A 12,629-nucleotide genomic window follows, 5' to 3' on the forward strand; every position below is an offset into this window, starting at 1 on the left:
GCGCAAGCGGGCGGCTGGCGGTCCCGTGCCGAACGTGATTGCCTGGGCTCGCCAAGGAGATCTCGAGCATGAGCGCCGACTTCGGAGACAATCGCCCTGATCTCGCGGCCTGGTGGATGCCGTTCACAGCCAACCGGCAGTTCAAGGCCGATCCGCGGCTCCTGACGGAGGCCAGCGGCATGTACTACCGCACTGCCGATGGGCAGCAGGTGCTGGACGGGACCTCGGGGCTCTGGTGCGTCAACGCCGGGCACGGGCGCGCGGAGATCGCCGAGGCGGTGGCCCGCCAGCTGATGACGCTGGATTTCGCGCCCTCGTTCCAGATGGGTCATCCGATCGGGTTCGCGTTCGCGCAAGCCCTGACGCAGATCGCGCCGGCCGGAATGGACCGGGTTTTCTTCACCAACTCCGGGTCGGAGTCGGTGGACACCGCGCTGAAGATCGCCATGGCCTATCACCGGGCGCGCGGCGAGGGGCAGCGGGTCAAGCTGATCGGGCGGGAGAAGGGCTATCACGGGGTGGGCTTCGGCGGCCTGTCGGTGGGGGGCCTGGTGAACAACCGGCGGACCTTCGTGACGCTGCCGGGGGTCGATCACCTGCCGTCGACCTATGACCTGGCGCGCAACGCCTTCTCGCGCGGCCTGCCGGCGCACGGGGCGGAGAAGGCCGACGCCCTGGAGGGGCTGATCGCCCTGCACGGGGCCGAGACCATCGCCGCGGTGATCGTCGAGCCGGTGGCGGGGTCGGCGGGCGTGCTGCCGCCGCCGGTGGGCTATCTGGCGCGGCTGAGGGAGATCTGCGACCGGCACGGCATCCTGCTGATCTTCGACGAGGTGATCACCGGGTTCGGGCGGGTCGGGGCGGCCTTCGCGTCCCAGGCCTTCGGGGTGACGCCCGACATCATGACCACGGCCAAGGGCCTGACCAACGGAGTCATTCCCATGGGGGCTGTGTTTGTGCGCCGGGCGGTGCACGACGCGGTGGTGCAGGGTCCGGAGGCCGCGATCGAGTTCTTCCACGGCTACACCTATTCCGGCCATCCCGTGGCATGCGCGGCGGGGTTGGCGGTGCTGGAGATCTATGCCCGCGAGGACCTGTTCGCCCGGGGCGCGGCCATGGCGCCGCTGTGGGAGGCGGCGCTGCACGGGCTGCGCGCGGCGCCCCACGTCATCGACATCCGCAATGTGGGCCTGATGGGCGCCATCGAGTTGTCACCCCGCGACGCGGCGCCCGGCGCGCGGGGCTATGAGGTGCTGGTGAGCGCGCTGAAGGCCGGCCTGCTGGTGCGGGCGACCGGCGACACTATCGCGCTGTCGCCGCCGCTGATCATCTCGCAGGCGGAGATCGACAAGCTGACCGGGATCCTGGGCGGCGTGCTGGCGGCGATCGCCTAAGCGCGGCGAGCCGGCGTGTGGAACAACGACCGCATGGAGGTCGGGCCAGGGGTGAAAGGCAAAAAGGTGGGGATCTTGGGCCTGGGCCATATCGGCATGGCGGTGGACAGCGACATCCTGGTGGTGGCCTGCCGCGCCGATGTCTCCAACCGCCAGGCGGTGAACGCCGCGGCGATGGAGGCGGTGGGTCCCAAGGGGATGATCGTCAACGTCTCGCGGGGCTCGGTGATCGACGAGGACGCCCTGATCGAGGCGCTCAAGGACGGCCGCCTGGGCCGGGCGGGCCTGGATGTGTTCGCCACCGAGCCGACGCCGCCCGAGCGCTGGGAGGGCGTGCCGGGTACGGTGGTGACCCCGCACAGCGCCGGGGGCACGGTGGGCTCCCTGCCGTCGATGATCGCCCAGACCGTCGAGAACCTGCGACGCCACTTTGCTGGCGAGGCGCTGCTGAGCCCGGTCGCCTAGGAGTATAGGATCATGGCCAAAGTGCTTGGGATCGGTGGGGTTTTCTTCAAGGCCTCAGACCCCGCCGCCCTGGTCGCCTGGTACAACCGGGTGCTGGGATTTGGCGGCGGCGCCTGGCCGGGCGCCATGTGGCCGCACGGGGATCGCGGCTACACCCTCTGGTCGCCGTTCCAGGCCGACACGCAGTATTTCGAGCCGTCGACCTCGCCGTTCATGATCAATTTCATCGTCGATGATATGGACGGGGTGCTGGCCCGCGCCGCCGCCGAAGGGGTTGAACCCACCGGCCGTGACGACTCCGATCCCAACGGGCGCTTCGCCTGGCTGATGGATCCGGCGGGACTGAAGATCGAGCTCTGGGAGCCGGCGGCGACCTCTCCCGAGGCTTGACATAAAGACATAAAGATATCTTTATGTGCCAATGAGTCTTTCAGCGATCCAGGCTGTGGAAGTGTTGCGCGCGGCGGGCGAGCCGACCCGCCTTCGCATTCTCGCCCTGCTGTCCCACGAGGAACTGGCGGTGCTGGAGCTGTGCAAGGTTCTCGACCAGAGCCAGCCCCGGGTCTCGCGGCACCTGAAGCTGCTGGCCGAGGCCGGTCTGGTGGAGCGGTTCCCCGACGGAGCCTGGGTGTTCTACCGGCTGGTGGCCGGCGGCCTGGCGCGGCGGCTGGCCGACGAGACCCTGGCGGTGGTGGATCTCGCAGACCCCATCCTGGCCCGCGACGCCGAGCGGCTGCAGGCCGTGCGCGCCGAACGCTCCACCGAGGCCGGGGAATACTTCGCCCGCAACGCCGCGCGCTGGGACGAGATCCGCTCGCTCTATGTGTCGGAGACCGACGTCGAGGCCGCAGTGCTGGAGGCCGCCGGCCCCGGACCCTTCAAGCGCCTGGTGGACCTGGGCAGCGGCACCGGCCGCATGCTGACCCTGCTGGGGCCGCATGCCCAGGCCGCCGTTGGGCTGGATTTGTCGCAGCAGATGCTGAACATCGCGCGCCGGCATGTCGCCGATGCGGGGCTGGAGAGGTGCGAGCTGCGCCACGGCGACATCTTCGGCACCCGCCTGCCGGGCCAGAGCGCCGACCTGGTGGTGGTCCATCAGGTGCTGCACTATCTGGGCGATCCCGCCGCCGCCGTGCGCGAGGCCGCGCGGCTGGTGGCCGAAGACGGCCGGCTGATCATTGTCGACTTCGCGCCCCACGGCCTGGAATTCCTGCGTGAGCAGCACCAGCACCGCCGCCTCGGTTTCGCCGAGGCCGAGATGGAGCGGTGGATGAACGAGGCGGGCCTGACCAAGGTCCGCGCCGCGGCTCTGCCGCCCGCCCGGGGCGAGGGTCTGACCGTCAAGATCTGGACCGCCGAGCGCGTCCGCAAAGCTGTAAGGAGCGCCGCATGAGTCCGCTGGAAACCGCGCTGGGACCGGTGGCGCGCGCCGGCGCCGGCCTTGCCAAGCGCCCCTCCGTCTCCTTCGAGTTCTCGCCGCCCAAGGGGCCCAAGAGCGAGGAGAGCCTGTGGGAGGCCATCCGTCGGCTTGAGCCCCTGAACCCCTCGTTCGTGTCGGTGACCTATGGCGCCGGCGGTTCGACCCGGGACCGCACCCACCGCACGGTGGTCCGGATGCTGCACGAGACCACCCTGCGCCCCGCCGCCCATCTGACCTGCGTGGAAGCCTCCCGCGCCGAGGTCGACGAGGTGATCCAGGACTATTGGGACGCGGGTATCCGGCACATCGTGGCCCTGCGCGGCGACCCGCCGGGATCGCTCGGCGGCGCCTACACGCCGCGCGCCGACGGCTACCAGAACGCCACCGAGCTGACCGCCGGCATCCGGGCGATCGGCGACTTCGATGTCAGCGTCGGGGTCTATCCGCAGATCCATCCGGAGAGCCCCTCCGTGGACCACGACATCGACGTGCTGAAGGCCAAGATCGACGCCGGGGCCACCCGGGCGATCAGCAACTTCTTCTTCGACATCGACGGCTACCTGCGGTTCGTGGAGAAGATCCGCAAGGCCGGCGTCACCGTCCCGATCCTGCCGGGGATCATGCCGGTGAGCAGCTATGAGGGACTGAAGAACATGTCCCAGCGGATCGGGGTCAGCCTGCCGGGCTGGCTGGGCAATCTGTTCGAAGGCCTCGATGACGACCACGAGACCCGCAAGCTGCTGGCCTGCTCCGTCGCCGCCGAGATGTGCGCGCGGCTGGTGGAGGAGGGCTTCTCGGACTTCCATTTCTATACCCTGAACAGGGCCGACCTCGTTTACGCCATCTGCCGGGTGCTGGGCGTGCGGGAAGAGCCGACGGAGAAAGCCGCATGAGCTTGCGCTCAGAACGTATTGAAAAGTTGAAGCAAATCTCGCGTGAGCGCGTGTTGATTCTGGACGGCTCCTGGGGGGTGATGTTCCAGAAGCGCAAGCTGGATGAGGCCGACTACCGGGGCGAGCGGTTCAAGGACCATCCCGGCCAGCTGAAGGGCAACAACGACATCCTGTGCCTGACCCGGCCCGACATCGTCGGTGATCTGCACGACGCCTATTACGAAGCCGGCGCGGACATCAGCGAGACCAACACCTTCTCGGCCACCACCATCGCCCAGGCCGACTACGAGCTGGAGAGCGCGGTCCGCGACATCAATTTCGAGGGCGCGCGGATCGCCCGTGAGCGGGCCGACGCCTGGACCGCCAGGGAGCCGCACAAGCCGCGCTTCGTGGCCGGCTCGGTGGGGCCGCTGAACAAGATGCTGTCGATGAGCTCGGACGTGAATGATCCCGGCGCGCGGCTGGTGACCTTCGACGAGGTCTACACCGCCTACCGCGAACAGATGATCGCCCTGCACGACGGCGGGGTGGACATGTTCCTGATCGAGACCATCACCGACACGCTCAACTGCAAGGCCGCCATCAAGGTGATCCTGGACATGGAGGACGAGGGCTACGAGCCCCTGCCGATCTGGATCTCCGGGACCATCACCGACCGCTCGGGGCGCACCCTGTCGGGCCAGACGGTGGAAGCCTTCTGGAACTCGGTGAAGCACGCCAAGCCCTTCGCCATCGGCCTGAACTGCGCGCTCGGCGCCGACCTGATGCGGCCCCATATCGCCGAGCTCAGCCGCGTGGCCGACACCCTGGTGAGCGCCTATCCCAACGCCGGCCTGCCCAACGCCTTTGGGGAGTACGACGAGGAGGCCCACCAGACGGCGCACGAGCTGCACGAGTGGGCCTCGCGCGGCCTGGTCAACATCCTGGGCGGCTGCTGCGGCACGACGCCCGACCACATTCGCCATGTGGCCGACGCTGTGAAGGGTGTTAAGCCCCGGCAAATCCCCGAACGCCCGAAGGCCATGCGCCTGGCGGGCCTGGAGCCTTTTGAACTCGCCTGATGCGCCCAATCTTTATCAATGTCGGCGAGCGGACCAATGTCACCGGCTCGGCCAAATTCCGTAAGCTTGTCGCCGAGGGGGATTACCCCGCGGCGCTGTCGGTGGCGCGCCAGCAGGTGGACGCCGGCGCCTCGGTGATCGACATCAACATGGACGAGGGGCTGCTGGACAGCGTCGCGGCCATGAAGACGTTCCTGAACCTGATCGCCGCCGAGCCGGACATCGCCCGCGTGCCGATCATGATCGACTCCTCCAAGTGGGAGGTGATCGAGGCGGGCCTGAAGTGCGTGCAGGGCAAGGCCATCGTGAACTCGATCTCCATGAAGGAGGGCGAGGACAAGTTCCGCGAACAGGCCAAGGCCTGCCTGCGCTATGGCGCCGCCGTGGTGGTGATGGCCTTCGACGAGGTCGGCCAGGCCGACACCGCCCAGCGCAAGATCGAGATCTGCACCCGGGCCTATCGCATCCTGGTGGACGAGGTGGGCTTCCCGGCCGAAGACATCATCTTCGACCCCAACATCTTCGCCGTGGCGACGGGGATCGACGAGCACAACAACTATGCGGTCGACTTCATCGACGCCGTGCGGGTGATCAAAGACACCCTGCCGCTGGCCCGGATCTCGGGCGGGGTGTCGAACGTGTCGTTCAGCTTCCGCGGCAACGAGCCGGTGCGGCGCGCGATCCACGGGGTGTTCCTCTATCACGCCATCGCGGCGGGCATGGACATGGGCATCGTCAACGCCGGCGACCTGCCGGTCTATGACGACATCCCCGAGGAGCTGCGCGAGGCCGTCGAGGACGTGATCCTCAACCGGCCGCAGCGGACCAATATCTCCAACACCGAGCGTCTCGTGGAGCTGGCGCCCAAATACAAGGGCGGCAAGTCCGAGGCCAAGGGGCCCGACCTCGCCTGGCGCGAACTGCCGGTGGAAAAGCGCCTGGCCCATGCCCTGGTCAACGGCCTGACCGACTTCATCGAGGCCGACACCGAGGAAGTGCGGCTCTCCGTCGAGCGCCCGCTGCACGTCATCGAAGGTCCGCTGATGGACGGGATGAACGTGGTGGGCGACCTGTTCGGCTCGGGGAAGATGTTCCTGCCGCAGGTGGTGAAGTCGGCCCGGGTGATGAAGCAGGCCGTGGCCTACCTCATGCCGTTCATGGAGGCCGAGAAGGAGGGCAAGCCGCGCGAGAACGCCGGCAAGATCCTGATGGCCACCGTCAAGGGCGACGTCCACGACATCGGCAAGAACATCGTCGGCGTGGTCCTGCAGTGCAACAATTACGAGGTCATCGACCTGGGGGTGATGGTCGCCTGCGACCGCATCCTGGACGAGGCCATCGCCCACAATGTGGACATCGTCGGCCTGTCGGGCCTGATCACGCCGAGCCTGGACGAGATGGTCTATGTGGCCAGCGAGATGGAGCGGCGCGGCTTCACCATCCCGCTGCTGATCGGCGGCGCCACCACGAGCAAGACCCACACGGCGGTGAAGATCGAGCCCGGCTACCAAGGCGGATCGACCACCTATGTGCTGGACGCCAGCCGCGCCGTGGGCGTGGTCTCGGGCCTGCTGTCCAAGACGGAGAGCGCACGTATCCAGGCCGAGACGCGGGCAGACTACATTAAGGTCCGCGAGCAGTTCGCGCGCGGCAACACCAATCGGGTGCGGGCCACCCTGGCCGATGCGCGGGCCAACAGCTTCAAGGTCTCAGGCTGGCAGGCGACGCCCCCCAGCTTCATCGGCACCCGCACCTTCACCGCCTATGACCTGCAGGAGCTGGCCGACCACATCGACTGGACGCCGTTCTTCGCCAGTTGGGAGCTGATCGGCCGCTATCCGCAGATCCTCGAGGACGACGTGGTGGGCAAGGCCGCCACCGACCTCTTCAAGGACGCCCAGGCGATGCTGGAGAAGATCATCGCCGAGAAGTGGTTCGAGGCGCGCGGGGTGGTGGGCTTCTGGCCGGCCAATTCCGACGGCGACGACGTGGTGGTGTGGACCGACGAGACACGGACCGTCGAGCTGACCCGGCTGCACACCCTGCGCCAGCAGATGTCCAAGGGGGAGGGCGGCCGGGCCAATGTGGCGCTCTCCGACTTCATCGCCCCCATCGGCGAGCGCGACTGGATCGGCGGCTTCGCGGTGACCGCCGGCCACGGCGAGCCCGAGATCGCCAAGGCCTTCAAGGACAAGGGCGACGACTATTCGGCGATCCTGGCCGCGGCCCTGGCCGACCGGCTGGCGGAGGCTTTCGCGGAAGCCATGCACCGCAAGGTGCGCACCGAGCTGTGGGGCTACGCGCCAGACGAGCCCTTCGATATCGAGGCGCTGATCGGCGAGACGTACCGCGGCATCCGCCCGGCCGCGGGCTATCCCGCCCAGCCGGACCACACCGAGAAGGCCGAGCTGTTCCGCATCCTGGACGCGCCCGCCCAGACCGGCATGCAACTCACCGAGAGCTTCGCCATGAACCCGCCGGCCAGTGTGTCGGGGCTCTATTTCGGCCACCCGGAGGCGCACTATTTCGGCGTCGGCCGGATCGAGAAGGACCAGGTCGAGGACTATGCCCGCCGCAAGGGCTGGGACCTGAAGACCGCCGAGCGCTGGCTGGCGCCGATCCTGAATTATGAGCGCGGGAAGTAGGAACAACACGCCGCCGCCCGGGCCCCACGCAGCGGATGACCGGGCCCAGAGGCCGCGATCTTTCCGGCACGCCCTGCGCACATTGGTCCGGGACGAACGCGGCGCGCTTTCCGGGATGACACTTATCGGGGATGCTGCCCGAGGCGCGCCGCCCCTTGGCTAGTGGAAAATTCCGACGGCGCCTTCGGCCCAGATGATGAGAACGAGTGCGACGAGGCCCGCTCCGAGGAGGGTGCGGTGAAGGGACTTGCGGAGCTTGAGCGCCGCTAGCTCGTAGGATAGGCCGGCGCCGATCAGAAGGACGCCCATGATCAGGAAGTCGAAGCTCGTCCAATTCACTTGATCGGTGAATTTCATGGCGATCCAGGGGGCCGACAAGAGGCCGATGATGATCGTCCATCGGGCGATCCGCCAGGCCTGCCGGGGCCGTCCGCGGGTGTGTTCCATGCTGTTCGTCATTGCTTTGGCGTCCTCGATAATTGAGCCTCCGTCATGCCTGGGTCGCGGGTGAGCGGCATGAGCAATTCCTGAGGTCCTGCTGAAAAATGCCGCCCGGCGTCTTTACCTTCGAAGCGTTCCATCTCGATCCACGCAACCGCCGTCTGTGGCGGGGCGAGGCGGCGGTGGATCTCAATGCGCGGTATCTCGACGCCCTGATCCTGCTGGTCAGCCATCAGGGCGAACTGGTTTCGAAGACGCAGTTCCTTGAGGAGGTCTGGCGGGGTGTGCCGGTGACGGACGAGGCGCTAACCCAATGCATCCGGACCATCCGTCAGCAACTGGGCGATAACGCCGCAAACCCGCGCTTCATCGAGACAGTTCCCAAGCACGGCTATCGCTTCATCGCGATCGCCACCTGGGCCGATCTTGATGCCCCGCCGCCGGTCGTCCCCGTTGCGGGGAAGGCGGGCGGCGCACCGCCGGTCGGGCGGTCAATGCTGGCGCAAGGCTGTGCCGGGATGATTGGAGGTGGATGCGCAGGGGTCGTAGGCGGGCTCTTCTACGGCTTGGGCGGTGTCGCCCAACCGGTGCAGTCCGGTATGGGCGCAAGTTCGACCACCTTGGTGCTCGTCGCGTTGACCGCCCTGGTCGGATTGGTCGGAGGCGCTGGTGTGAGCCTGGGCGTTTCGGCCGCGGCGTTCGCCTCAAGGCGCCACAGCCTTTGGAGCGTGGTGGGCGGCGCCTGCGGCGGGATGGTGGTGGGCGCGGTTGTGAAACTGATCTGTCTGGACACGATCAGCCTGCTCTTCGGCCGCTCGCCGGGCGAAATCACCGGGGCGCCCGAAGGCGCGCTGCTGGGCGCCGCCGTGGGTTTGGGAGCGTGGCTCGCAAAGGGCCGCGCCGCGCCGAGCGGCTTGGGACGTGGAATGGCGGTCGCCGGGCTGCTGGGCGGCGGCGCCGGGGTGGTCATCAGTCTGCTTCATGGAAGGCTGATGGGCGGCAGCCTCGCACTTTTGGCCGAGCAATTTCCGGACTCGCGCCTGGATTTCGGAATGGTCGGCGGTCGGTTCAGCGAAAGCGGCTTTGGTCCCGTCGCCCAGGGCGTCACCAGCGGGCTTGAAGGCGCGCTCTTCAGCGCTTTCGTCGTTGGGGCCCTAGCCCTCTCTCATCTGAGGATGGCCAGGCGCAACGCGGGGACCTAGGACGGTACGAGGTTGTTCGCATTCAAGGCGCGAAAGCACAGCAAATGTTCCCTCTTTGTTCTTGACGGATCGACCCGTCCATGGGAGACTGCGAGCCTCCCCGAACAATCCCCAGAGGCCCATGTCGTCCAAGTCGCCGCCGTTCGGGCGTTCCGACCGCCGTCCGCAGGTTCGGTACTCGCCGGCGCTCGGCAGGCTGATCTGCGAGAGGATCGCGGCCGGGCAGAGCGAGGCGTCGCTGGGGCGGGAGCCGGGGATGCCCTCGGTGCAGGCGATCTACAAGTGGCGCAATCGGGAGCCGGATTTCGCTCAGGCCTACGACGCGGCCCGCGACCAGGCGCGGCGTGAGCGGCGGACTCGGGACCGGGCTGAGGATGAGGACCGGCGCTGGCGCCAGGCGCTGCGGCCGCGCAAGGACGGGCGCGGCGGGCGGGTGTCGACCTATAGCGACGAACTGGGCGGGGTGATCCTGCGGCGGATCGCGGGCGGGGAGACAGTGCTGTCCATCGGGGCGGACGACGACATGCCCTGCGCCGCCACCATCTATCACTGGATCCGGGCCGACGACGGGTTTCACGACGCCTATCTGAAGGCCAAGGCGGTGGCCGCCGACATCTTCGCCGACGCCATGCTGGAGATCGCCCTGGAGGCCACCGAGGCCACGGCGCGGGGCGACGCTCTGCGGATCAAGACCCTGCGTTGGACCGCCGCGATGCTGGCGCCGAAGAAGTATGGCGCGCGGCGGGCCCTCGCGCCCGAGCCGGAGGAGGAGGCGCAGCAGCCCATCGTGGTGGTGATCCGCAAGTTCGGCATGAGCCACGACGAGGCGCTGGCGACGGTCGGGCGCGGGCCGTTGGCGAAGGTGGAGCCGGAGACGGAGCGAGACTGGTGGAGTACGCCGTGAGGCCTTGACCGATCTTGAGGCGCAGGCCGCAATAGCGTGATGCATCCGGGATGCGGACCGAAGGGCGGGCGAGCGGCGTGAAGGCGGTCTTCGATACCAAGCCGAACTCGCGCTACGACGACGAGATCGACAGGCGCTATCATTTCCCCACTCAAAGTAACTACCTAGCCGCTGCTAGAGCTGCCGTGGGCGACTGGATTGTTTATCGGGAAACCCAGCGCAACGGTGGAAGGCGCGCTTACATAGCGGTGGCGCGGGTGCGTGGGATCGAACTCGATCCAGACTTGGCCGGTCACGCCTATGCCTACGTTGACCAATACCTACCATTCGATCCGATCGTGCCTTTCGGGGGAGGCGGCACTTACTGGGAAGCTGGGCCGCGTGCCGTTGGTGACCCAAGGCGAGTTGGTGCGACGCTGCAGAACAAGTCGATGCGCGCCCTGAGCGACGAGGATTTTGCAGCTATTGTTCAAGCGGGCCTATCCCAGACCTTGGCGCCGGAGAACGCGATCCGTCTTAATTTAGGTGTGCAAGATGTTGATCAGGAGACCTTTGAAACCCTGCATGAGCCCCCCTTCGAGCAGGCGCGGCGGATTGAGCAGGTCTTGCTGAACCGCAAAATCCGCGATGCAAATTTCCGCCGGCAAGTGTGTGAGGCCTATGAGGATCGCTGCGCGGTCACAGGCCTAAGGATGATTAATGGCGGGGGAAAATCGGAAGTCCAAGCGGCCCATATCTGGGGCGTAGGCGAAGGCGGTCCGGATGTCGTCCAGAACGGATTGGCGCTGTCGGGCACGGTGCACTGGTTGTTCGACCGGCATCTGATCTCGTTGACGGACGACTACCAACTGCTGGTCTCGCACAACAAGGTGCCAAGCGAGCTGCGGGTCCTCTTTGAGAAGCAGATGGAACGGATTCATCTGCCGAAGGACAGGAAGCTTTGGCCTCACCCAAGATATCTCGCACGCCACCGGGAGGCGTTCAGCGCCTGGTGACCGCAGGCTCCTGACAAATCTGGGTCCCGGCCTTGGCTGCTTCGCGCCGCCGCTTCGCGGTCGCCGGGATGAGCGGATCTATGGGTCCCGCCGCGCCAAGGTCCCCACGACCCCCAGGCAGGTCCGGAGCTGGCCCGCGAAGTACAGCGCCCAGACGCCGAAGCCGACCCAGGGGTTGTGCTCAAGGGGGCCGGCGCGGGCGAAGATCAGCAGGTCGGAGGCCACGAACATCAGGGCGCCGAGACCGACGCTCGTGCGGGGGAAGCGGCTAATCCAGGCGGCGGCCGCCATGAGGGCCAGGCCCGTGGCGTAGAGGGCGATGCCCGGCGCCCCGGCGCGGTCGGCGGGCAGCAGCCAGGCTGTGATCACCGTGGCCGGAACGATGAGGAGGGCCAGCAGGATCTGGCTGGGTTCCAGGGTCGGGCGGCGGTTGCGGAGATAGAGGGCGATGGCGACGACGTGGCCGGCCAGGAAGGCGACAGCGCCGGTGACCAGGCCGTGGGTCTCCAGCAGCACGTCGCCGGTGGCGCCGAGCGCCATGACCAGGGCCAGCAGCCAGCCGTCGGGAGTCTTGGCGCGGGTGGCGGCGTACAGCGCCAGCAGGGCGACTCCGGAGCCTTTCCAGACGATGGTCGCGGTCTCGGGCAGGGCGAAGCGGTTGGCGGCCAGGAAGCTGACGCCCGCGAGGATGGCCAGGGCCAGGATGAGTTTGGCGAGCGGGCTGGGCCGGTCCATGTGGTGTTTTCCCCAAATCAACGCCGTCATCCCGGGCGGCGCCAGTCTAGGCAGGATTCATCCGAGCCCCAACATGGGTGCGGGCGGCTCAAGTCCGCGTGGGTTGTCCGGCGGCCCTGTGGGGACGACCCTGCGCCCGTGGATGTCTCCGGCAAGGCCTGACGAATTCGCCGGAGGGGCGAGGCGGCGGCGTGCTAGAGTCGCGCCAACGCACCACCTGATGAGGACACCGCCATGGCCAAGGGTCAGAAGAAGAGCAACAAGGAAGTCCGCAAGCCCAAGGCCGAAAAGCCCAAGACGACCGCGCCGGCCGGCTGGACCCCCAACGTCCTGAAGAAGTAGGCGGCGCGTGGCGATCGAGACCGTCCACCTGGTCCAGTCCTACATCGCCGGCAAGGGCAAGGCGCTGAAGGCCGAGCCCGTCGTGATCTGCAAGTCGGCGGAAGAGGCGCGGCGCAAGGCCGACCGGCTGTC

The 12,629-nt window shown here is 67.6% G+C and carries 13 protein-coding genes; 11 read left to right on the forward strand and 2 right to left on the reverse strand.

Going from position 1 to position 12,629, the window contains the following annotated elements; genetic code table 11:
- The first annotated feature begins 68 nt into the window (after window positions 1-68).
- Genes RMO97_RS01875 through metH form a run of 7 tightly spaced genes read left to right on the forward strand, consistent with a single transcriptional unit; the run spans window position 69 to window position 7,878 of the window.
- Window positions 69-1,394 (forward strand): aspartate aminotransferase family protein, encoded by a 1,326-nt coding sequence (locus RMO97_RS01875; protein WP_310538860.1) that lies wholly within the window; start codon window positions 69-71, stop codon window positions 1,392-1,394.
- 51 nt (window positions 1,395-1,445) lie between these two features.
- A complete protein-coding gene (locus RMO97_RS01880; protein ID WP_310538861.1) occupies window positions 1,446-1,859 on the forward strand; it encodes an NAD(P)-dependent oxidoreductase in 414 nt (137 codons plus the stop codon).
- Between the two features lie 12 nt (window positions 1,860-1,871).
- Window positions 1,872-2,249 carry a VOC family protein gene (locus RMO97_RS01885; RefSeq protein ID WP_310538862.1) on the forward strand — a complete coding sequence of 126 codons (378 nt, stop codon included), beginning with the start codon at window positions 1,872-1,874 and terminating at the stop codon, window positions 2,247-2,249.
- A gap of 31 nt (window positions 2,250-2,280) precedes the next feature.
- On the forward strand, window positions 2,281-3,252 hold the full coding sequence (locus RMO97_RS01890; protein WP_310538863.1) for a metalloregulator ArsR/SmtB family transcription factor: 972 nt from the start codon (window positions 2,281-2,283) through the stop codon (window positions 3,250-3,252).
- Window positions 3,249-4,172 (forward strand): methylenetetrahydrofolate reductase [NAD(P)H], encoded by a 924-nt coding sequence (metF, locus tag RMO97_RS01895; RefSeq protein WP_310538864.1) that lies wholly within the window; start codon window positions 3,249-3,251, stop codon window positions 4,170-4,172. Before RMO97_RS01890 ends, metF begins: the two co-directional genes overlap by 4 nt.
- Window positions 4,169-5,233 (forward strand): homocysteine S-methyltransferase family protein, encoded by a 1,065-nt coding sequence (locus RMO97_RS01900; protein ID WP_310538865.1) that lies wholly within the window; start codon window positions 4,169-4,171, stop codon window positions 5,231-5,233. Before metF ends, RMO97_RS01900 begins: the two co-directional genes overlap by 4 nt.
- Window positions 5,233-7,878, forward strand: coding sequence for a methionine synthase (gene metH / locus RMO97_RS01905; RefSeq protein WP_310538866.1), 2,646 nt, complete (start codon window positions 5,233-5,235; stop codon window positions 7,876-7,878). The genes RMO97_RS01900 and metH overlap by 1 nt, the downstream gene beginning before the upstream one ends.
- Window positions 7,879-8,037: 159 nt before the next feature.
- On the opposite strand, the gene RMO97_RS01910 is transcribed toward metH, so the two are convergent.
- A complete protein-coding gene (locus RMO97_RS01910; protein ID WP_310538867.1) occupies window positions 8,038-8,325 on the reverse strand; it encodes a hypothetical protein in 288 nt (95 codons plus the stop codon).
- A gap of 98 nt (window positions 8,326-8,423) precedes the next feature.
- Here RMO97_RS01910 and RMO97_RS01915 point away from each other — a divergent pair, with 98 nt between their 5' ends.
- The 3 genes from RMO97_RS01915 to RMO97_RS01925 all read left to right on the forward strand — a co-directional run bounded on the left by RMO97_RS01915 (window position 8,424) and on the right by RMO97_RS01925 (window position 11,420).
- On the forward strand, window positions 8,424-9,521 hold the full coding sequence (locus tag RMO97_RS01915) for a winged helix-turn-helix domain-containing protein (RefSeq protein ID WP_310538868.1): 1,098 nt from the start codon (window positions 8,424-8,426) through the stop codon (window positions 9,519-9,521).
- A 121-nt stretch (window positions 9,522-9,642) separates the two neighbouring features.
- Entirely contained in the window at window positions 9,643-10,425 is a 783-nt protein-coding gene (locus RMO97_RS01920) for a hypothetical protein (protein ID WP_310538869.1), read from the forward strand.
- 77 nt (window positions 10,426-10,502) lie between these two features.
- On the forward strand, window positions 10,503-11,420 hold the full coding sequence (locus RMO97_RS01925; protein WP_310538870.1) for an HNH endonuclease: 918 nt from the start codon (window positions 10,503-10,505) through the stop codon (window positions 11,418-11,420).
- 78 nt (window positions 11,421-11,498) lie between these two features.
- Here RMO97_RS01925 and RMO97_RS01930 read toward each other — a convergent pair whose 3' ends face one another.
- Entirely contained in the window at window positions 11,499-12,155 is a 657-nt protein-coding gene (locus RMO97_RS01930) for a lysoplasmalogenase family protein (protein WP_310538871.1), read from the reverse strand.
- A 234-nt stretch (window positions 12,156-12,389) separates the two neighbouring features.
- Between RMO97_RS01930 and RMO97_RS01935 the strand changes: the two genes are divergently transcribed.
- Entirely contained in the window at window positions 12,390-12,497 is a 108-nt protein-coding gene (locus tag RMO97_RS01935; RefSeq protein ID WP_310538872.1) for a hypothetical protein, read from the forward strand.
- Window positions 12,498-12,629 lie beyond the last annotated feature (132 nt).

This window comes from Phenylobacterium sp. (assembly GCF_031425575.1).
GTDB lineage: Bacteria > Pseudomonadota > Alphaproteobacteria > Caulobacterales > Caulobacteraceae > Phenylobacterium.